The 20414-nt window shown below is 73.9% G+C and carries 21 protein-coding genes; 9 read left to right on the top strand and 12 right to left on the bottom strand.

Features of this window, described 5'->3' with window-relative positions:
• Positions 1-125 precede the first annotated feature (125 nt).
• From AB0E77_RS29615 to AB0E77_RS29600, 4 genes are all read right to left on the bottom strand, one after another.
• On the bottom strand, positions 126-689 hold the full coding sequence (locus AB0E77_RS29615; RefSeq protein ID WP_361576551.1) for a hemerythrin domain-containing protein: 564 nt from the start codon (positions 687-689) through the stop codon (positions 126-128).
• 89 nt (positions 690-778) lie between these two features.
• Positions 779-1312, bottom strand: coding sequence for a DoxX family protein (locus tag AB0E77_RS29610; RefSeq protein ID WP_361576548.1), 534 nt, complete (start codon positions 1310-1312; stop codon positions 779-781).
• 133 nt (positions 1313-1445) lie between these two features.
• Positions 1446-1937, bottom strand: a complete 492-nt coding sequence (locus AB0E77_RS29605; RefSeq protein WP_361576546.1) for a hypothetical protein — start codon at positions 1935-1937, stop codon at positions 1446-1448.
• Positions 1934-4423 carry a molybdopterin-dependent oxidoreductase gene (locus AB0E77_RS29600; RefSeq protein ID WP_361576543.1) on the bottom strand — a complete coding sequence of 830 codons (2490 nt, stop codon included), beginning with the start codon at positions 4421-4423 and terminating at the stop codon, positions 1934-1936. Before AB0E77_RS29600 ends, AB0E77_RS29605 begins: the two co-directional genes overlap by 4 nt.
• A gap of 107 nt (positions 4424-4530) precedes the next feature.
• Between AB0E77_RS29600 and AB0E77_RS29595 the strand changes: the two genes are divergently transcribed.
• Positions 4531-5169 (top strand): GNAT family N-acetyltransferase, encoded by a 639-nt coding sequence (locus AB0E77_RS29595; RefSeq protein WP_361576540.1) that lies wholly within the window; start codon positions 4531-4533, stop codon positions 5167-5169.
• 7 nt (positions 5170-5176) lie between these two features.
• Here the strand turns inward: AB0E77_RS29595 and AB0E77_RS29590 are convergent, their stop codons facing one another.
• From AB0E77_RS29590 to AB0E77_RS29580, 3 genes are read right to left on the bottom strand one after another with little or no spacing between them, the layout of a single operon-like run.
• Positions 5177-5905: a metallophosphoesterase gene (locus AB0E77_RS29590; protein ID WP_361576538.1), complete on the bottom strand. Its 729-nt coding sequence runs from the start codon at positions 5903-5905 to the stop codon at positions 5177-5179.
• Positions 5902-6198: a BON domain-containing protein gene (locus AB0E77_RS29585; protein ID WP_361576535.1), complete on the bottom strand. Its 297-nt coding sequence runs from the start codon at positions 6196-6198 to the stop codon at positions 5902-5904. Before AB0E77_RS29585 ends, AB0E77_RS29590 begins: the two co-directional genes overlap by 4 nt.
• A complete protein-coding gene (locus AB0E77_RS29580; RefSeq protein WP_361576532.1) occupies positions 6195-6893 on the bottom strand; it encodes a hypothetical protein in 699 nt (232 codons plus the stop codon). Before AB0E77_RS29580 ends, AB0E77_RS29585 begins: the two co-directional genes overlap by 4 nt.
• Before the next feature lie 143 nt (positions 6894-7036).
• Here AB0E77_RS29580 and AB0E77_RS29575 point away from each other — a divergent pair, with 143 nt between their 5' ends.
• The 3 genes from AB0E77_RS29575 to AB0E77_RS29565 all read left to right on the top strand — a co-directional run bounded on the left by AB0E77_RS29575 (position 7037) and on the right by AB0E77_RS29565 (position 8627).
• Positions 7037-7342, top strand: a complete 306-nt coding sequence (locus AB0E77_RS29575; RefSeq protein WP_361576529.1) for a hypothetical protein — start codon at positions 7037-7039, stop codon at positions 7340-7342.
• A 90-nt stretch (positions 7343-7432) separates the two neighbouring features.
• Positions 7433-7846: an SRPBCC family protein gene (locus AB0E77_RS29570; protein ID WP_361576526.1), complete on the top strand. Its 414-nt coding sequence runs from the start codon at positions 7433-7435 to the stop codon at positions 7844-7846.
• Positions 7847-7994: 148 nt separating this feature from the next.
• Positions 7995-8627, top strand: coding sequence for a hypothetical protein (locus AB0E77_RS29565; RefSeq protein WP_361576523.1), 633 nt, complete (start codon positions 7995-7997; stop codon positions 8625-8627).
• Positions 8628-8680: 53 nt separating this feature from the next.
• Here AB0E77_RS29565 and AB0E77_RS29560 read toward each other — a convergent pair whose 3' ends face one another.
• The 3 genes from AB0E77_RS29560 to ctaD form a co-directional block, all read right to left on the bottom strand.
• Positions 8681-9070, bottom strand: a complete 390-nt coding sequence (locus AB0E77_RS29560; RefSeq protein ID WP_361576520.1) for a peptidase M23 — start codon at positions 9068-9070, stop codon at positions 8681-8683.
• 74 nt (positions 9071-9144) lie between these two features.
• A complete protein-coding gene (locus AB0E77_RS29555) occupies positions 9145-9519 on the bottom strand; it encodes an SH3 domain-containing protein (protein WP_361576517.1) in 375 nt (124 codons plus the stop codon).
• 148 nt (positions 9520-9667) lie between these two features.
• Entirely contained in the window at positions 9668-11362 is a 1695-nt protein-coding gene (gene ctaD / locus AB0E77_RS29550) for a cytochrome c oxidase subunit I (protein WP_361576514.1), read from the bottom strand.
• 1012 nt (positions 11363-12374) lie between these two features.
• Here ctaD and AB0E77_RS29545 point away from each other — a divergent pair.
• Entirely contained in the window at positions 12375-13652 is a 1278-nt protein-coding gene (locus AB0E77_RS29545; protein ID WP_361576511.1) for a cation:proton antiporter, read from the top strand.
• Positions 13653-13816: 164 nt separating this feature from the next.
• Positions 13817-14242, top strand: coding sequence for a hypothetical protein (locus AB0E77_RS29540; RefSeq protein WP_361576508.1), 426 nt, complete (start codon positions 13817-13819; stop codon positions 14240-14242).
• Positions 14243-14312: 70 nt separating this feature from the next.
• Here AB0E77_RS29540 and AB0E77_RS29535 read toward each other — a convergent pair whose 3' ends face one another.
• Positions 14313-15479: a S1 family peptidase gene (locus tag AB0E77_RS29535; protein WP_361576505.1), complete on the bottom strand. Its 1167-nt coding sequence runs from the start codon at positions 15477-15479 to the stop codon at positions 14313-14315.
• A gap of 213 nt (positions 15480-15692) precedes the next feature.
• Between AB0E77_RS29535 and AB0E77_RS29530 the strand changes: the two genes are divergently transcribed.
• Genes AB0E77_RS29530 through AB0E77_RS29520 form a run of 3 tightly spaced genes read left to right on the top strand, consistent with a single transcriptional unit; the run spans position 15693 to position 18710 of the window.
• On the top strand, positions 15693-16184 hold the full coding sequence (locus AB0E77_RS29530) for an SRPBCC family protein (RefSeq protein WP_361576502.1): 492 nt from the start codon (positions 15693-15695) through the stop codon (positions 16182-16184).
• Entirely contained in the window at positions 16177-17796 is a 1620-nt protein-coding gene (locus AB0E77_RS29525) for an NAD(P)/FAD-dependent oxidoreductase (RefSeq protein WP_361576499.1), read from the top strand. Before AB0E77_RS29530 ends, AB0E77_RS29525 begins: the two co-directional genes overlap by 8 nt.
• Positions 17793-18710, top strand: a complete 918-nt coding sequence (locus AB0E77_RS29520; RefSeq protein WP_361576497.1) for an SDR family oxidoreductase — start codon at positions 17793-17795, stop codon at positions 18708-18710. The genes AB0E77_RS29525 and AB0E77_RS29520 overlap by 4 nt, the downstream gene beginning before the upstream one ends.
• A gap of 23 nt (positions 18711-18733) precedes the next feature.
• Here AB0E77_RS29520 and AB0E77_RS29515 read toward each other — a convergent pair whose 3' ends face one another.
• Entirely contained in the window at positions 18734-20263 is a 1530-nt protein-coding gene (locus AB0E77_RS29515; protein WP_361576495.1) for an FAD-dependent oxidoreductase, read from the bottom strand.
• Positions 20264-20414: the final 151 nt, after the last annotated feature.

The following is a 20414-nucleotide window of genomic DNA, read 5'->3' as shown; positions in this document are numbered from 1 at the left end:
CGCTCCCCCCCCCCCGCCGCGCCCCCCGTGCGCGAGCGCGCCGCGGCGCTGTGGGTCCGGCCCGCGCCCCCCCGCCGGCCCGGCGCTCTCGATGACGGGCCCCTTCCGCTGACTGCTCGCGTTCGTCAGCCGGACTTGCCCCGTCCCGTCAGCGCGTCCCGCACCCGGTCGACCATGCCCGCGCCCGGTGCCAGGAGCTTGTTCATCGGAGGCTTGTCCGGGGCGGAGGGGTGCGGACGCGTCGGCGCCGTCTTCTTCGCCTGGCGGACCTTGTCACCCAGCTCGTCAAGGGCCTCCGGCGGGCACGCCTCGCGCAGCCTCGGGAAGAGGTTGCCCTCCTCGTCGGCCACGTGGGAGCGGATCTCGCTCATCAGCCTGCCCATCAGACGGTCGAACTCGGCGTCGTCCGCCTGGCAGCCCTCCAGGTCCTTCATGATCTGCTCGGCCTCGGCGTGGTCCTCGAGCTCCTTGTCGGCGAGGGCGCCGCCGTTCGGCACGTGCTCGCGGACCGCCGGGTAGAGGTACGCCTCCTCCGCCACCGAGTGCCGGACCAGCTCGATCGTCACCTGGTCGGCGTACAGCTTGCGGTCCTTGTGACCGGGCGGCAGCGCCTCGATCTTCCCGAACAGCTCCTCGACCTCGCGGTGATCGGTCGTCAGTTCGTCGATGACGTTTCCACCGTGGCCCATGTTCCACACCTCCAGTCGGATCGTGGCGGCCGGGGGACCGAACCGCCACGGGCGTCGGGTCCCCGCGCAGGCGCCGGGCTAACGCCTCTTCAGCAGCCGAGCCGGGACCGGATGCCGCCTGCCGCCGCAGCGGGGCGTGCCGCGGCGCGGACCGATCGCTGCACCGTGTGGGCCTCGTGCCGCAGGCCCTTGACGGCGTGCCGGCCCCGCCACATCAGCGAGGGCGCGCCCCCGGTGTCGTCCGCGGCGATCAGCAGACCGCCCATCATGGACACGTTCTTCAGGAAGTGGATGCGCTGCTGCGCCCGGTCACCCGGGTCCTCCGCCTCCCAGAAGCGGTGCCCGGCCAGCGTGGTGGGGATGAGGGTCGCGGCGATGGCCAGCGCGGACAGCCGGGGGAACCGGCCGAGCCCGAGCATGATGCCGCCCACCACCTGGACGGCGCCGTTGAGCCGGACGAGTTGTTCGGTGCTGTCCGGCAGCGCGGCCACGCGGTCGGTCACGGGCCGGACGACGGGTTCGGCCGCCGGCGCCACGTCCTGGGGGCGGCGCAGGGAGTGCAGGCCGCCGGCGACGAACATCGAGGCGAGCATCGGCCGGCCGGCCATGCGCAGAAGACTCATGACGCTCTCTCCAGGGTTGCCGAGGGTGTGGTGTTTTATCGGGATCATCAGGTGCCCCGGCCGGGCCGCGCCATTCGGCGTCCGGTGCGGGCCCGGCGCCCGACGACGCCGGACGGCGGGGGCTTGTCGCAGGTCACAGGCTGGTGAGGAGCTGCGGTGACAGATTCTTGATCATGGTGTTGGTCCAGCGCATTTGGCGCAGCGTCTGCGGGTGGCAGGCGGAGGCCAGGTCCAGGAGACCGCTGTCCCTCGACGCCTGGGCGGCTTGGGCGAGCATCTCCCAGTGCAGTGAGTTCTCCGTGGCGCCGAGGTGCAGTTCCCGCAGGTCGCGCAGGAGCAGCAGGCCCGGTTCGGGCCGGTGCGCCGCGGCCTGCGCCGCCTTCTCGCGCAGGGTCGCGAACACGCCGTCCGGCGAGTCGTCCGGCGGGCCGCCGAGGTCGAGGCCGTACCGTCCGGCGGTCTCGGACAGGCGCCGGACGTGCTCGCGCGACCAGCGGGCGAGGTCGGTCGCGATGTGGTGGACCTCGTGCTCGGTGCGGTGCCGTTCGGCGGCGGTCGTCAGGTCGTGCGCCAGGCGCCGTTCGCCCCGGTGCAGGGTGCGCAGGGTCAGGGTGATGCCGTTCACCGGGCTCCTTCCTCACGGCCGTGCGGGAAACGGGCCGGTGCCTGAGCGGTGTACGCCGCCGGTCCGCCCGTCGTGGCCGGCAGGGTGCCGGCCACCGCCGGTGCCGACGCGGTGGTGGTCGGCGCGGGTGCCGGGCGGCCGTCACCGCGTTCGACGAAAGTGATCGCGGCGGTGGACGTCTTGAACAGCGGCTGCTTGGAGACCGGGTCCCAGTCCGTGACCGTCGTCTCGTTCGCGGCCCGGCCGGGGGTGCCCGGACCGGGACCGGAGCCGCCCTCGGTGTCCCAGTAGCCGTAGTGGAACGGCACGAACAGCAGCCCTGGCCGGATGCCGGTCACTCGCAGCCGCCCCCGCAGCGAGCCGCGCCTGCTGGTGACCCCGACCAGGTCTCCCTCGCCGAGACCCAGCCGGTCCGCGTCATGGGCGGAGATCTCCACCCACACGTCCGGGGCCGCGTCGGCGAGCTGCCGGGCCCGGCCGGTCTTCGTCCGCGTGTGGAAGTGGTAGAGCGTCCGGCCCGTGGTGAGCTGGAACGGGTACTCCTCGTCCGGCTCCTCGTGCGGCGGCAGATATGCGGCGGCCTTGAGGACGGCCTTGCCGTCCGGATTGAGGGAGCGGTACTCCACCACCTCGACGGACGCCCCGGTCTCCAGGTCCTTGCCGTAGCTCTCGCACACGTCGGGGTGCGCCCAGGGGATGCCGTCGGTGTAGAGGCGTGCGGTGCCCTCCGGGGCGCTCTCGTCGCAGGGCCACTGGATGCCGCTCGTGCCACGCAGCTTGGCGTAGGTCAGGCCGGTGTAGTCGCAGGGGCGGCCCGCGCTGCAGCGCTTCCACGCCTCGAACGCGGACTCCGGGCCGTGCCAGGTGATCAGCGGGCCGCCGTCCTTGTCCCGGAAGTCCATGCGCCGCGCGTAGTCGAGGAAGATGTCCAGGTCGGGCCGGGCCTCGCCGGGCGGCTCGACGGCCTTCTCCGACAGGTGCACGGTGCGGTCGGCGTTGGTGAGCGCGCCGGTCTTCTCGCCCCAGGTGGCGGCCGGCAGCACCACGTCGGCCAGCTGGGCGGTCTCCGTCAGGAACAGGTCCTGCACCACCGTGAACAGCCGGTCCTGCGTCAGGATCGTGCGGATCCGCGAGAGCTCGGGCAGGGAGACGGCCGGGTTGGTGCCGCTGATCCACAGCATGCGGATCGAACCCTGCTCGGCATAGCGGAACATCTGCATGGCGTGGGTGGGCGGCGCGTAGTGCGGGATGGTCTCCGGCTCGACGTTCCACACCCTCGCCAGGTCGGCGACATGGTCGTCGTTCTGCCAGTTGCGGAAGCCCGGCAGGTCGCCGTCGGCACCGCACTCGCGGGTGTTCTGGGCGGTGGGCTGGCCGTTCATCTGGAGCAGGCCGGCGCCCGGACGGCCCAGCATGCCGCGGATCAGATGGAGGTTGTTGACCTGCACCGCCGCGGCCGTGGCCTGGTGGGACTGGTAGACGCCCTGGAGGAGCGTGGACACCAACGCGTCGGTGGTGCCCACGAGTTCGGCGGCCTCCTCGATCCGGGCGGCGGGGACGTCGCAGATGTCCGCCGCCCACTCGGGCGTGCAGTGGGCGACCCGGTCGGCCAGCTCCTCGAAACCGACGGTGTGCGCGGCGATGAAGTCGCGGTCGATCCGGTCGTGCCGGATCGTCTCGTGCAGCAGGGCGTTGAGCAGCGCCACGTTCGTCCCACCGCGTGGGGCGAGGTGCACGTCGGCGTGCTCGGCGACCCGGGTCGGCCGTGGGTCCACGCACAGCAGACGCGGCGGATCGGCGCCCTCCAGCCGGTCCAGCAGCCGCATCCACTGCACGGGCTGGGTCTCGGCGATGTTGTGGCCGAACAGCGCGATCACGTCGGCGTGGTCGAAGTCGTCGTAGCTGCCGGGCTGCCCGTCGCAGCCGAACGTCTCCTTCAGCGCCTCCGCGGCCGTCGACGTGCACAGCCGGGTGTTGCCGTCCAGGTGCGGGGTGCCGATGCCGGCCCGGGCGAGGACGGCGAGCGTGTAGTACTCCTCCAGGAACAGCTGGCCGGTGGTGTAGAAGCCGATCGAGCCCGGACCCCGCTGCTCCAGCAACTCGCGCGAGTGGGCGGCCACCAGGTCCAGCGCGGTGTCCCAGTCGGTCTCCACCAGGCGCCCGTCGCGCCGGACCAGCGGCCGGGTCAGCCGGTCGGGCGAGGCGTTCGCCTGCCATCCGAACAGGTCCTTCGGGCCCAGCCTGCCCCGGTTGACCCGGTCCGCGGCCCGGCCCCGCACACCCACCATCCGGCCGTCGGCCACGGCGATGTCCATCGCGTCGCCGTCGGAGTGCAGGATCGACGCGGACTGCACCCACCGCTGCACCGAGCCCGGATCCACGCCCTGTGCGAGGAACGTGTCCACCCGGGCCGGCCAGGTCTCGTGCCGTCCGTAAGGCGTCCGGCCGCCCCAGGGATGCGCGATCCGGTCCGTCGACTTCTCCATGCCGGCCTCCACCCGAGTTCCTCCGAACTGCCGGCGCCGGGTACCCGCTGGCCGCCGGCCGACGCACAGAGCTTGTGGGAGCGCTCCCAAACAGGCAGGATGCTGTGGTGACCCCGACTGCCGCCGTACGCCCCTACCGTCCCGCCGACGCCCCGGCCCTGGACGACATCTGCATCCGCACCGCCCACAACGGCCGCGACGGCCGGCCCGTCTACGCCGACCCCGGCATCCTGCCCGCGATCTTCGCGTCCCCCTACGTCCACCTCGACCCGGACCTCGCATTCGTGCTGGACGACGGGCGGGGCCGGGCCGTGGGCTACATCCTCGGTACGGCGGACACCCCGCGCTTCGCCGAGGAGTTCCGCGCGGTCTGGCTGCCGCGGGTCTCCGGCCGCTACCCGGTGCCGGACGGGCCGCCCGGCACTCCGGACGAGTTCATGGCCACCCTGCTGCACGACCCCGAGCGCATGATCGTGCCCGAACTGGCCGGCTATCCCGCCCACCTCCACATCGACCTGCTGCCCGAGTGGCAGGGGCGCGGACACGGACGGGAACTCATGCGCACGTTCTGGCGGGCGCTGCGCGCACGCCGGGTGCCGTCCGTCCACCTCGTCATGGCGACGGCCAACGTGCCCGCCCGCGCCTTCTACGACCGCCTGGGCTTCCACGAGATCGTGGCGGCCGGGCTGGACCCCGCGGACGTCACGTGCCTGGGGCGTACGACCGAGGACCGCGACGGCCGGTGAGGAGCAGTCAGGCCGGGCTCAGGCGGTAGACGTTGAAGGCCCGGCGGATCACCGGCTGGGCCACGTTGCGCACCCGCACCCCGCCCGCCGTCATGCCGTGCTCCGAGCCCAGGTGGGCGTGACCGTGGACCGCGAGGTCCGCGCCGGCCGTGTCGATCGCCTCGGCCAGCAGATAGCTGCCGAGGAACGGATGGATCTCCGGCGGCTCACCGGCCAGCGTGTCGGCCACCGGGGAGAAGTGGGTCAGGGCGACGCGCACCGCGCAGTCCTGGTCGTCCAGTTCCTTCAGCGAGGCGTGCAGACTGTCCGCGGAGCGGCGGGTGGTGCGCACGAACTCCTTCATGACCGGCTCACCGAACTCCCCGGCGCTGCGGCCCACGAAGCCGCCGCCGAACCCCTTGGTCCCGGCGACGCCGACGCGGGTGCCTGCGCACTCCACGACCGTCGCCTCACCCTCGAGGACCCGCACGCCGGCGTCCCGGAGGATGGCGGTGACCTTCTCGGGCTGCTCGTCGTGGTGGTCGTGGTTGCCGAGGACGGCCACCGCGGGCACCGGCAGCCCGCGCACCTCCTGGGCCACCACCCGGGCCTCCTCCGGCGTGCCGTGCCGGGTGAGATCACCGGCGAGCAGCAGCAGGTCCGCGCACTCGGGGAGGGTGTCGAAGGCGGGTCGCAGCAGGCCCTGGCTGTCCAGGCCCATGTGGATGTCGCCGACGGCGGCGACGCGGATCGTCACAGCTCCTCCGCGTGGTCGGGGCGGGTGGTGTCGGCCACCACGAGGTCGCTGTGCACGGTGAGCCCCGCCAGTTCCTCGCCCACGATGCGCAGCAGGGTCTCGCGGCACTGCGCCGAGGGCACCGTGCCGGTGACCGCGACGGCCCCGGCCCGGATCTCGGCCCGCACCCCGAGTTCACCGAGCTCTTCCGCTGCGAGCCGGTCGTGCAGGTGGGCCACGCGGTACTCGATGTTCTCGGCGGCGGGTCCGGGGCCACCGGCGGCGGGCCCCCGGTGTGCGACGGGGTCGCTCATCGGTGCTCCTCCTTCGCGGGGGAGGCCGGGGAGATGATCTCCAGCCGTTCGAGGATGAAGAAGAACGCGGCGGGCATCGGCGCGTCACCGCAGTCGCGGCGCAGCTCGTCCCAGTCGATCTTCTCCCGCAGCGTGCGGGCGATGGGCAGCACCGCCCCGAAGTCGCAGTGGTGCTCCGAGAAGGCGGCCAGCAGGCCGCGCAGCAGGTCGGTGGGCGACAGGACCGGCATGAGCACCGAGTCGACGGAGAGTTCCCGGGCGCGGCCGAGCAGCTCCCCCGTGACCGGCTGGTGCGCCAGTTCGAAGATGAGGTCGACCTGCTGCCCCAGGCAGCCGGCCTTCAGCAGCCAGTCCTCGGGCGGCGTGTAGACCTCCAGGCCCGCTCCGCGCAGCGTGCGGGCGACGGCTTCCGCGTCCTCGGGCCGGATGCAGAAGTCGACGTCGTGCTGGAGGTTCTGGGTGCCGCCGTGCGCGTACACGGCGACGCTGCCGGCGAGGGCGAACGGATGCCCCTCCCGCTTCAGGATCGCGCCCACCTGCTTGGCGGCCTGGAGGATGGCCTGGTTGCGGTCGACCGGGAGTTCCTCACGGAGTACGTCGTCGCCCTCCGGCGGCCGGGCTCCCCCCGCCGCCGGACGAAGCTCCGACACACCGGCGCGCCGATCGAGCACGTGATCGTCGGCGGGCTGCGTCATCGCCGTCCCCTCTCCAGGCTGTCGCCTTCCGCGGACCGGACCGGTCGTCGCCCGTTGCGGGTACCCGGCGCGGCGCCGCCGACACGAGGCGCGGACCGCTCGCCGCCGGTGAGTGCCCGGCCGGTCCGGGGCACCCGGACCACATGGACGAACGGCAGGAACGGCAGGGCGACGCGGAGCGCCGGACCGTCGAGCGGCTGGTGTCGGCATGGCTGGAGGAGACGGCGCGCCACGACCCCGCGGCGGCCCGCACGGCCCGCGCGGGCTGGGAACGGGGAGCGCTGCCGGAGCGGGCCGCGCAGGACCTGGCCACCTGGGTCACCGCGCGGATCACGGACACCGGGTTCACCGAGGACGAGGGACCGTACGTCGAGGGGCCCGTGCGCATCAGCCCGTCGGACAAGGACACCGTGCACGGCTGGCTGCGCGCCCACGGGCACCGGGTGTGAGGGGCCCGGACCGCTCGCGGGAGGCTTCGGCCGGCGCAGACCGGGCACGCGGTCCGTCGGACGACCCCGAGTGCGAAGGAGTGGTGTCCCATGAGCGAGTACGAGCGTTCTCGCACCATGCCCGCCCAGCCCGAGCAGGTCTTCGGCCTGGCCGCGGACGTCGGCCGGCTGGACACCTGGCTCCCGCGGGAGCTGCACGTGGAGATGGAGGAACCGCCCGCCGTCACCGTCCACGAGGACGGCAGCGACCAGGACACCTCCGCGCTGCTGAGCGCCCGGCCCGAGCAGATGCGGCTCGAATGGGGCACCCGCGACCAGGGCGGCTACGCCGGCTGGCTGCAGGTCGCCGGCCTCGACGCCGGCACCAGCGAGGTCACCGTGCACCTGTCGTTCTTCGACGAGACGCACGACCCGGGCGGCCAGGCGGTGGGCGACGCCCTCGACACCAGCCTGCGGCGCCTGGAGGAACAGGTACGGCTGCGCACGGACGACGCGGCCGGCTGACCGGCGCCCGCCCCGCGCCGCCCGCCGTTGCCCGGCGGTGACATCCGGGACGAATCCGTTGCGGAGCAGGAGGGCAACCCATCGCGGTCATGTCGGGTCGAACAGGGGGAAACACCGACCAGCGTCGATGAACCGACATGGGGGAAACATGCCCGTCCGCACCCGACGACTCCGTACCACCGCGGCCGCACTGGCGGCCGGCGCGGCGGTGGCCGTCGCCGCCGTCCCGGCCACCGCCGCCACCCACGGCGCCGGCGCCTCCGGCTCCGCCGAGCCCGCCTTCCTGGAACCGTCCGAACTGCCCCCGCACCCCTCCTCCGACTGGTACGCCGGGCCCGTCACCGCCGGACAGCCCGACCCGCTGCCGATGTGCGTGGGCGAGGCGCTGCCCTCCACCGCCTCCCACCGCCGGTACTGGACCGAGTACGACACCGGCGCCCTCCAGGTCACCGTGGTCGAGCGCAGCACCAAGCGCGCCAAGGAGTTCGCGGCCCTGCTCCGCGCGGACCTCGACGACTGCGCCCGCAAGGTGATGGAGCAGTATCCCGACATCACCGCCACCCAGAAGTACTACGGCCGGCTGAACGTCGAGGACGGCGCCCACGTCTACGGCGTCCACACGGTCTCCTCGTGGGGCTCGTCCGACATCGGCCTGTTCTCGGTCGGCCGGGACGGCACCGCCGTGACCGTCGTGCAGTGGGGGCAGATGGGTACCTTCGAGCACGCGCAGGTGGCCGGCTTCAAGGCCACCACCGTCACGGCCGTGAACAAGCTGTCCTGACACGCGTGGGGCGGGCCGGTCCTCCGGCCCGCCCCTGGTGCTCCCGCGCCCTCTCAGCAGTCCGGCACGCCGGCGATCTTCTCGCCGCCCCGCAGATACAGGTTGTTCACCCAGGCGATGTCACTGCCCGCGAACTCCTGCACCGCCGTCCACCAGCTGTTGCCGCCGACGGCCGGGTCGTGGACGTACTGCCCCTTCTGCTGGCAGACGGCGTCCAGCCAGTAGTGCGAGCGGACCGCCAGCACGTTGGAGTCGGTGGTCGGCCGCTGGCGCAGGTTCACGTCGGTGGCCCAGATGTAGACGTCGGTGAGCGACGGGTCGCCGCCGCTCGGGGCGGCCGGGGCCGCCTCGGCCGTGGCGGTGAGCGCCCCGGCGGTGAGCGCGGCCGTCGCCAGCACGCCGGCGGAGCGGCGCAGCAGTCGCTTCATGTGTGTGTCCCCCATGATGTGATCCCCCATGTGATCGGTGGATGTGCGGGCCCGCTGGACCCGCCGGTCCCGGTCGCGGGCCGCGCCGGTCAGCAGGTCGCGGACGCCGGCAGGTCCCCGTACTGGTCGCCCTTGAGGTAGACGGCGCTCACATAGCCCTCGACGAGCTTCACCCAGACGTTGTTGGTGTAGCCGTGGTCGCTGATGGTCTCGCCGCGGGTCCAGCAGTACGCGCCGCGCGGCTGGCCGGCCGCGACGGAGCCGACCTTGGCGTAGGAACGGGCGGGCCCGGAGCGGACGTTGACGGTCTCGTAGGGTTCGACCGCGTACGGCGCGGCCAGCACCCGGTCGCCGCCCCGCCCGGTGTCGGAGGCGGCGAGGGCCGTGGTGGCGGTGAGCGGGCCGAGCAGCGCCAGCGCCCCCGCCCCGACGAGCGCGATCCTGGTGAACGGGCGAACGGTCATGTGTGATTCCCCCTGTGCTGTTCCGCCGTCCCGGGCCGGCTCGGCCGGCCGCCGGACGGCCTTTCCGTGTGCATTCAGCACTGTAGGGAGAGCGGGCGCGTGAGGGTCCCTGAGAAGTGTCAGGGCAGGCTACGCGGGGCCCGGCCCGTCACTCGCCGGGCTCCACGGCGTCGCGCCGCCCGGTCGTCTCCTTCTCGTCCCGCCGTGCGAGGGCGGGGTGGTGCAGGTCGAAGGCGGGGGACTCCGAGCGCACCCGCGGCAGCGCGTGGAAGTTGTGGCGCGGCGGAGGACACGACGTCGCCCACTCCAGGGAACGGCCGTACCCCCAGGGGTCGTCGGCCCCGACCGGCGTGCCGTAGCGGGCGGTCTTCCACACGTTGTACAGGAACGGCAGCGTGGACAGGCCCAGCAGGAACGCGCCCACGGTGGAGACGGTGTTGAGCGCCGTGAAGCCGTCGGACGCCAGGTAGTCGGCGTACCGCCGGGGCATGCCTTCGACGCCGAGCCAGTGCTGCACCAGGAACGTGGTGTGGAAACCGGCGAACAGCGTCCAGAAGTGCACCTTCTCCAGCCGGTGGTCGAGCATGCGGCCCGTCATCTTGGGCCACCAGAAGCTGAATCCGCCGAACATCGCGAACACGATGGTGCCGAACAGCACGTAGTGGAAGTGCGCGACCACGAAGTACGAGTCGGTGACGTGCCAGTCCAGCGGCGGCGAGCCGAGGATCACCCCGGTCAGACCGCCGAAGAGGAAGGTGACCAGGAAACCGGCCGCCCACAGCATCGGCGGCTCGAAGGACAGCGACCCCCGCCACATCGTGCCGATCCAGTTGAAGAACTTCACCCCGGTGGGCACGGCGATGAGATACGTCAGGAGCGAGAAGAACGGCAGCAGCACCGCACCCGTGGCGAACATGTGGTGCGCCCAGACGGTCGCCGACAGACCGGTGATGGCGATGGTGGCCCCGATCAGGCTCACGTAGCCGAAGAGCGGCCGGCGCGAGAAGACCGGGATGATCTCGGTGACCACCCCGAAGAACGGCAGCGCGAGGATGTACACCTCGGGATGGCCGAAGAACCAGAACAGGTGCTGCCACAGGACCGGCCCGCCGTACCGGGCGTCGAACACATGCGCGCCGAAGTGCCGGTCGGCCTCCAGCACCAGCAGGGACGCCGCCAGCACCGGGAAGGCCATCAGCACCAGGACCGAGGTCAGCAGCACGTTCCAGACGAAGATCGGCATACGGAAGATCGTCATGCCGGGGGCCCGCATGCAGATGATCGTGGTGATGAAGTTGACCGCGCCGAGGATGGTGCCGAACCCCGACAGCGCCAGCCCCATGATCCACAGGTCGCCGCCGAGGTAGGGCGCGCCGGTGCGGCCGCTCAGCGGGGTGTAGGCGGTCCAGCCGAAGTCGGCGGCCCCCTGCGGCGTGAGGAAGCCGGCCAGCACGATCAGGCCGCCGAACAGGAACAGCCAGTACGCCAGCATGTTCAGCCGCGGGAAGGCGACGTCGGGGGCGCCGATCTGCAACGGCATGACGGCGTTGGCGAATCCGGCGAAGGTCGGGGTGGCGAACAGCAGCAGCATGATCGTGCCGTGCATCGTGAAGGCCTGGTTGTACTGCTCGTGGGAGAGCAACTGCAGTCCTGGCCGGGCCAGTTCCGCCCGGAGGAGCATGGCCATCACCCCGGCGGCCAGGAAGAACCCGAAGGACGTGATGAGATACAGGTGGCCGATGCGCTTGTGGTCGGTCGTGGTCAGCCAGGAGACGAGCACGCGCCCCCTGCGCCGGCGCGGTGCCGCCGGGACCGGAGCGATCGGTTTGGTCTGAGTCGCCATCGGACCAGGGCACCGCACGCCCGTCGGGCTGCGTCGATGCCACGTCAGGCACCCACCGATGTAGGGCTGATCGGCTGATCGTTTCTATCCGTCCGGGTGCGTCGTAGGCCCACTGGGGCGAACCGGTCGTCACCCGAATGGCCCCCGCTCGCTACTGCCGGCGGCCGATCCGGTGTCTCCTGGAGTGTGTCAGCGGCGTCCAGGCTGGGAGGCCGGTCATGTACGAAATGTGCGTGGGCCCGGAAAAGACGGGCGGAGCTTTGGTGTGGCACGTGATGGCCAAGCAGGCCGCGGCCACACTGTGCGGACAGAAGCTCCGCGAGCGTATCGAGGCATCCGACGGTGAGAGGGCACGTCACTGCCCTGACTGCATGGCTTCTTTCGAGAGGCTGATGACAGCGACACCGTGCTGACGGACCGTCCGCGACACCGACCGCCCCGCCGCATCCCGCGGCGGGGCGGTCGGTGTGCCGTCCGGCACGGAGCGGCGGGTCCCGGTCGCGAGGCGGCCGTGATGGGTGTCGGCCACCACTGGTTTTGGGTGCCGTCCCCGATGGCCGCCCGGCGGCGCCCCGTGTGACCGTGGAACCGCGCCGCGCCCCGGGACGCCCCGGGCCGCGAACGCCATGGAGGAGCCCGGCCCCGCCGCCCGTTCGCGGGCGGTGCAGGCGGCCGGGTCCGGGACCGCCGGTCACGTCGGGGCGTCGGGGCGCCCGGCGCCGGCCGAGGCGTACCGGCGCGGGCGGGCCGGTGAAGCAGGCCCGGAACCCGGGAACCGGGCCCGGAACTCCGAGGCCCGTGCCCCTCGCCGCCCCGTCCACGACCCCGCGGGTCCGGGAGCGGCGCCGCCTCGCGCCGGCGGCCGAGGCGTTCGAGCGCGGGCCGGCCGGCCACGTCGCACACGCGTCACACACAAAGACGTCGCACACGCGTCGCACACGAAGGAGAACGCGCATCCCTTACCGTCGACACAAGCCCTTCCGGCCTTCCACGCGGTCCGAGGCGGTGGCCCGTGGGACACGCTGACACCCTGCTCGCCATGGGCGGCGCCTTCCTCGCCGCCGCGTTCCTCGCCCGCCTCGGCGGCAGGATCGGACTTCCGACGATCCCCCTGTTCATGCTGGCCGGCATCCTGCTCGGCCCCCACACACCCGGCTTCGTCCTGGTCGAGGACGCGCACGACTTCGAGATGCTCTCCGCGCTCGGACTGGTGCTGTTGCTCTTCTACCTGGGGCTGGAGTTCCACGTCGACGACCTCAAGAGCGGCGGCAGACGGCTGCTGACCGCGGGCGGCGTCTATCTCCTGCTCAACGTCGGCGCCGGCCTCGGCTTCGGCTTCGTACTGGGCTGGGGGGTGCGGGAGGCGCTGGTGCTCGCCGGTGTCCTCGGGATCTCCTCGTCCGCGATCGTCACCAAGATCCTCATCGACCTGGGCCGCATCGGCCGTCCCGAGACACGTCTCATCCTCGGCGTCATCGTCGTGGAGGACATCTTCCTCGCGCTGTACCTGGCCGCGCTCCAGCCGATCATCGCGGGCGCCCACGGGGTCGCCGAGATGGTGCTGCAGGCCGGCAAGGCGTTCGGCTTCCTGCTGGTGCTGGCCGTCGCGGCCCGCTGGGGCACCCGGCTCGTGGGGCGCCTCATCGAGACCCGCGACGACGAACTGCTCGTCATCAGCTTCCTCGGTGCCGCCGTCCTCGTCGCCGGCATCTCCGAACTCCTCGGCGTCGCCGACGCCATCGGCGCCTTCATGGTCGGCCTGATCCTCGCCGGAACCCCGTCGGGGCCACGGATCAGGGAGTTGGTGCATCCGCTGCGCGACGCCTTCGCGGCGATCTTCTTCTTCGCCTTCGGACTGGCCATCGACCCCGGGGACCTCGCCTCCGTCGCCGGACCGGTCGCCGCGGCCGCGGCCCTGACCCTCGTCATGAACGTCGTCGCCGGACTGTGCGTGGCCCGCGTCTACCGCTACGGCGCCGAACCGGCGGCGGAGATCGCCACCACCCTGGTGGCGCGCGGGGAGTTCGCGCTGATCCTGGCCGCCATGGCCGCCGGCGCGGGACTCGACCCACGGCTCGCCCCCTTCATCGCCGGGTACGTCCTCGTCCTCGCCGTCCTCGGCCCCGTCGTCGCCGGACGGGCGTACGTGCTCGCCGGCGCGCTGCGGGCCGGGCGCGGGCTCCTGCCGGGCAGCCGTACCCCGGCGCGTCCCGCACGGGACCGGCCCGCTGAGGGCGCACCGGCCGACGGCCCCGCATCGGTCCCTGCCCACGCGGACGCCGAACGCTAGGACCGGCCACGGCACCGGGGCCCGGTCCACCCGGAGGGGCGCGGGAACCGCGCGGCCGGCTCCCACCGGCCCGCGGCCGGAGGACAAGCCGCGCCGGTGGGACAATCTGCCCGCAGGGACGGCTCCGTGGTCGTGGCCGTCCGGGAGCGGAAGGAGCCGTGCGCATGATCGAGTGGGTGCCCCTGGGCAGCGGTGCCAGACCCGTCCCCCGGCCGGTCTCGGCTCCGCTGGTGTGGGCCGGAGCCTTCGCCGGCGCGCTCGTCCTGGTGGCGCTGCTCAACGGCACCGTGGGCGCCGGGCGTCCGGGACTCGCGCTGGCCGTGCTCTCCCTCCTGGCGGCCCTGCTCGGGCTGTGCGCCCGCTTCACCGCCGCCCCGGGCACGGCCGTCCTGTGCTGGCTGTCCCTCAACGGCTTCGCGATACCGCCCGCCGGCGTGCTCACCTGGGCCGGGCGCCGGGACGCGTTCTGGCTGGCCTGCCTCTTCGGCGCGGCCCTCGTGGGCACCGCCCTGGCCCGGCTGGTGCACGCCCGCGCCGCCTACCGCCGGCTCTCGGCGGAACCCGGCGACATGTGGCACGACGGCAGGTGACGCGCCTCCGTCCGGTACGGGAAGGACCCCGCCGGGTGTCCGGCGGGGTCCTGGTGCCGCCGCGTCCGGCTCAGGCCGTGTGCAGGGTCAGACCGTAGCGGTTCAGGATCTCGTTGACCGGCTGGAACCACGTCTCCCCGCCGCCGGAGCAGTTGCCCCAGCCGCCGGAGGTGACGCCCTGCGCCTGGTCGCCGCTGATGAAGGAGCCGCCCGAGTCACCGGGTTCGGCGCAGACGCTGGTCTTCGTCATCTGGTGCACGGCGCCCTGGCTGTAGTTGACCGTCTCGTTCTTGGCCAGCACGGTGCCGCAGTGCCAGTGGCTCGTGGAGCCGGAGCGGCAGATCGAGGCGCCGACCGGGGCCTCGCCGGAGCCGCGCACCAGCTGGTCGGAGACCGTGCCCCAGCCCAGTACGACCGGCACCGTCCACCAGCCGCTGCCCACACTGACCCAGGCGTAGTCGTTGTCCGGGAACGACGAGCCCTGGAAGGTGCCGATGTACGACCCGTCCCAGCCGCTGACGCCGGCCCCGGCCCGGCCGCAGTGTCCGGCGGTGACGAACCCGCCGTGCACCGAGAAACCGATGGAGCAGCGGACGTTGCCCGTGTAGTACGGGTCGCCGCCGACCGTGCCCGCCGCGAAGGTCCGCGGGGCGGACGCGACGGTCCGCACGGTCACCGGGCCGGCCGCGCGGGCCCGGTCCAGGAAGCGCTGGACATCGTTGTCGGCGTGGTCGTCGCCGACCACGTCGACGACCACCTTGTTGGCGGCCGGGTCGACGTGCCAGCCGCTGACGCCCGCGGGCGCGTCCAGCCGGTCGACGCGCTCCTTGGCCGCGTCGAGCTGCCGGGCGCTGTGCGTCACGGTGCGGACGTCGGCGCCGGTGGCGCGGACGGCGCGGACCGTGGCCGGGGAGGCGTCCGAGGTGACGGCCACGGTCAGCCGCCCGCGGCCGGCGTCGAACCACGAGCCGCCGAAGGCGTCCCCGGCGGCCCGCCGAGCCGTGGGGGCGAGGCCGGTGGCGTGCCGTTCGGCCGCGAGCCGGGCCTCCGCCTGGGCCGGGGTGAGGCCGAGGTCCCGCTGCATGGCCTCGAGGAGGCCGGCGGAGGCGGTGGGGGAGTCTGAGGCGGAGCCGGCGGACGAGCCGGTCGCCGCGGCGGGCAGGGTGCCGGCCGCGGCCCAGCCGCCGAGGACGAGGAGGGTGGCCAGGCCACAGTTCCGGAGTCTGCTGCGTCTCACAGGGGTGCCCTTCGTCGTTCCAGCGAGGTGGGGGTGGAACAACCGCGGTCTGAGAGCGCTCTCATCGGGTCGTGTCGAGCTTAGCGATGTCTCTTTATCAGGTCCATGCCAATGCAGCGCTTTTCCGAAGTGTCCCGTCCGCCCCGGTTGGCCCGTCGCGGGCGGGGCACTCAGTGCTGGGTCCTGGCCGAGTTCTCGGACGTGGAGGCGTGCGTGGCGGTACGGCATCGGTTGATCAAGACGACCCCGCAGGCGGTGTGGGAGGTCCTCGCGGACGGCACCCGGTACGCGGACTGGGTCGTGGGCACCTCGTCGTCCACCCCCAAGCGGGGCCGGTGGCCGCGGGTCGGCGCCGCGATCGGTTACGAGGTGTGCGTCGGACCGCTCCGCCTGCACAACGAGACGGTCGTCCGACGCTGCGAGGAGGGCTCCGTGCTGGAGCTCGAGGCGATCGCCGGCCCGCTCGGCACGGCGCGGATCGCCATCGAGCTGCGTCCCTGGGGCGAGCAGTGCCTGGTGATCGTGGACGAACACCCCCTGCGCGGCGCCGGCGGACTCCTGCACAACATGGGCGTCGAGGCGTTGATCCAGCTGAGGCACCGGGCCATGCTGGCCCGGCTGGCCCGGCTGTGCGAGGAAGGAGCCGGTGAGCGGAGCCGGCCGGACCCGGCCCCGGCACCCGAACCGGGAGCCGGCCATGCCTGACGCCGTCGTGATCGGCGCCGGCCCCAACGGACTGGTCGCGGCCAACCTCCTCGCGGACGCGGGCTGGAGCGTGGAGGTCCTGGAGGAGCAGCCCGGACCGGGCGGGGCCGTGCGCCACGACTGCGAGGTCGCCCCCGGCTTCGTGAACGACCTGTTCAGCTCCTTCTATCCGCTCGCCGCGGCCTCCCCGGTACTGGCCGGCCTGCGGCTGGAGCGGCACGGCCTGCGCTGGGCCCACGCGCCCCATGTGCTCGCCCACCCCCTGACCGACGGCACATGCGCGGTCCTCGACCGCGACGTCGCCACCACCGCCGCCTCCCTGGACGCCTTCGCGCCGGGGGACGGCGCCGCCTGGCAGCGACTGCACGACGTCTGGGACCGCTACCGGCCCGACATCCTGGACGCCCTGTTCACGCCCTTCCCGCCGGTGCGGGCCGCCGCCCGCCTGGCCCTGCGGCTGCGCGGCGCGGGCGGGCTGCGGCTGGCCCGCACCCTGGTGCTGCCGGTGCGCCGGCTCGGCGAGGAGGAGTTCCGCGGCGAGGGCGGCAGACTGCTGCTGGCGGGCAACGCCCTGCACGCCGACCTCGCACCCGAGGCCGCGGGCAGCGGCGGCTTCGGCTGGTTGATGTCGATGCTCGGCCAGACCTACGGCTTCCCCGTGCCCGTCGGCGGCTCCGGCGCCCTCACCGAGGCCCTCGTGCGCCGGCTGCGCTCCCTCGGCGGCACCCTGCGCTGCGGGCAGCGCGTCGACCACGTCGTCGTCCGCGACCGGCGCGCGCTGGGCGTGCGCACGGCCGCCGGGGAGACGGTCGCCGCCCGCCGCGCCGTCCTCGCGGACGTGTCCGTGCCCTCCCTGTACGGGACCCTCGTCGACCCGGCGGACCTGCCCGCCCAGGTCCTCACCGACCTGGAACGCTTCCAGTGGGACTTCGCCACCTTCAAGGTGGACTGGGCGCTGGACGGCCCCGTGCCCTGGCAGTGCGCCCCGGCGGCGGGGGCCGGGACCGTGCACCTGGCCGACGGCGTCGACGAACTGACCCGGTTCGCCGCCCAGATCGCCATGCGGCAGGTCCCCGACCGCCCCTTCGCGCTGTTCGGCCAGATGACGACCGCCGATCCCGCCCGCTCACCCGAGGGCACCGAGTCCGCCTGGGCGTACACCCACGTCCCGCAGGACGTCCGGGGCGACGCCGGTGACGAGGGGATCACGGGCGCCTGGGACGCCAAGGAGCAGGAGCTCATGGCCGACCGGGTCGAGCGGCAGGTGGAGCGCTTCGCCCCCGGCTTCCGCTCGCTGATCCGCGCCCGCCGCGTCCTCGCCCCGCCGACCCTCCAGTCGATGGACGCCAATCTCCACGGCGGCGCCATCAACGGCGGCACCACGGCCATGCACCAGCAGCTCTTCTTCCGGCCCGTGCCCGGCACCGGGCGGCCGGAGACACCGGTCGCCGGCCTCTACCTCGCCTCCGCGGGCGCCCACCCAGGCGGCGGCGTGCACGGCGCGCCCGGCGCCAACGCCGCCCGGGCCGCGCTGCGTCAGCACCGGATCGCCGGGCTCACCCGGGTCCAGCGGGCCCTGACCGGCCGCGACCGCGCGGGTGACCGGCGATGAACGCCCCCGGGCAGCGTGGGGGAGGGCGGCCGGTCACGGGCAGCCCGCTGCGTGACCGTACGGTCGTGATCACCGGGGCCGCGCGCGGACTCGGCGCCGCGCTGGCCGGGGAGTGCGCCCGCAGGGGCGCCCGGCTCGCGCTGCTCGGCCACGAGAAGCCCCGCCTGGACGCCGTGGCGGCGGCCCTGCCGGGCCCGGCACTCGCCCTCGAGGCCGACGTCACCGACGCCGCCGCGCTGGACGCCGCGGCCCACGAGGTGCGTACGCGCCTCGGACCGCCGTCGGTCGTGGTCGCCAACGCCGGCATCGCCGAGGGCGGTCCGTTCGCCGGGTCCGACCCCGCCGGATGGCGCCGCGTCGTCGACGTCAACCTCACCGGCAGCGCGCAGACCGCGCGGGCCTTCCTGCCCGACCTGTTCCGGACGCGCGGCTACAGCCTTCAGATCGCGTCGACCGCGTCGCTCGGCGCCGCCCCCATGATGAGCGCCTACTGCGCCTCCAAGGCGGGCGTGGAGGCCTTCACCCACGCCCTGCGCGCCGAGGTGGCGCACCGCGGCGTCGCCGTGGGCATCGCCTACCTCAACTGGATGGACACCGACATGATCCGGGACGCCGACCGGCACGCCGTCCTGCGCGAACTGCGCGCCCACATGCCCGCCCCGGCCCGCCGCACCTACCCGGCCGACGTCGTCGCCGCCCGCCTGGTGCGCGCAGTGGAACGCCGCAGCAGGGCCGTGTACGTGCCGGGCTGGCTGCGTCTGGCCCAACTGGCACGCCCCGCACTGCCGGCCGCGGTCATGCGGGTGTCCCGTCGTGAGCTGCCCGGGCTGGAGGCCGCGGGCGGCATGAACGCCACCGGCCCGCTCGGCGAGGGCGGCAGGGCCGACCGCAGGGCGGGGGAGTCCGGGCGGTAGTGCCGTGCGCGGCGCACACGCCGTCAGCGTGGCCCGTACCGCCGGGCCAGCGCGCGCAGCACGGCGGACCGCCCCCGGTCGGGGACCGTCCACAGCGGCTCGCCGCGCACCCCCCACCGCTCCAGCAGGGCGTCGGCGGCGAGGAACCCGGACGTGGCGGCGCGCTCCATCAGAGCCACGGGCAGGCCCGTACGGACCAGGTCACCGGCGACGACCAGCGCCGGGTCGGGGGTGCGCACCGTCGGCCGGCCTCCGTGGCCGCCGACCGTGAACAGGGGGCAGTCCGCCCGCCACTCGTGCCGCGCGGCGACGACACGGGCCTCGCGGGTCTCCGGGTACACCCGGTGCAACTGCCCCACGAGGCGCTTCTCCTCGACGTCCCGGACCGCCGTCGACGGCACGGCGTAGGCGTGGAGTTCGACCACCGATCCGCCCGTGCGGGCCGCCCAGCGGACCGCCTCGCCCTCCCAGCGGTTCAGCACGCTGACGTTGTCCAGCGAGCCGAAGCCGCTGGTGCCGAGGAAGCCGGGACGGCCGGCCGCGACGGGGCGGTCCAGCCACAGCCGCGACACCAGGAACGGCGGCGCCGTCCGCAGCCGGGCCACGCTCGCACGCCAGGCGGCGTCGCCCAGCTCCGGCGAGCGTCCCACCACCGCCCGCAGACCCTCGGTGTCCAGCGCCAGTACGACCGCGTCGTACGCCCGCGCACCGGCGCCGTCGGCGACCAGGTGGCCCCCGGACGGGCCGGGGTGGACGGCGTCGACGGGAGTGGCGGTCCGCACCTGCACCCCGCGCCCGGTCAGATACCCGGCCAGGGGGTCCCACAGCGCCTGCGGGAACGGCTCGCGGGGCACGTCGAAGAGCAGGCCCTCGCTGGAGCCGAGGAAGTAGATGTGGAACATCAGGGCCATCTCGGCGGCCGACAGCCGGCGGGGGTCCGCGAAGAAGCTGCGGGAGAACACCTCGAAGGCCAGATGCCGTGCGGCGGCGGGGAATCGCAGGGTGTCCAGGAAGTCGTGGGCGCTGACGCGGTCCAGGTGCTCGTACACACGGCGGGTGCGCACGTCCAGCAGGGGCAGGGCGGCGGCGGGCCGCAGGGCGAGCAGGTCGCGCGGCCGGAAGCTCGGGCTGAGGAGGGCGAAGCCGAGGGCGCTCCACGGAGGTGTGCGCGGCACCCGGCGGAAGCCGTCGCGCAGGCCGCTGCCGTGCAGCAGCGGGTAGTCGGGCAGCCCGGTCAGCATGTCCAGCCCGGGATCGGTACGGCGCAGCAGGGCCCGCAGGTTGTAGTACTGCCGGAAGAACGCGTGGAAGCCCCGGCTCATCGTCGCCGGCGTCCCGTCGGGCAGGGTGACGGGCCATCCGGACACCCGCCCGCCGAGCACCGGTTCGCGTTCGTGGAGCACCACCCGCACGCCCCGTTCGGCGAGCACGGTCGCCGCCGCGAGGCCCGCGACGCCGCCGCCGATCACCGCGACCGACGGCGGGTCACCGGCGATCCGGTCCCGGCCCGGCCGGGGTGGGAGGAGCCGGGCCCGCCGGTCCCGCCCCGGCACGCGGGCATCCTCGCGCCGGTTCACCGGACGCCGCCCGACCGCTCGGCGGCAGCACGCCGGCCGGGGAGGGTGCGGGTGCCTGGTTCCGGTGTGGATCGGCATGGTGCGTCGCAACTCCCTCGGAGTGCGGGGTCCTGTCGCGGCACGAGGC

It is taken from the genome of Streptomyces sp. NPDC032940, assembly GCF_040636935.1.
Classification (GTDB): Bacteria; Actinomycetota; Actinomycetes; order Streptomycetales; family Streptomycetaceae; genus Streptomyces.
This window is presented reverse-complemented; position numbering and strand designations above follow the sequence as displayed.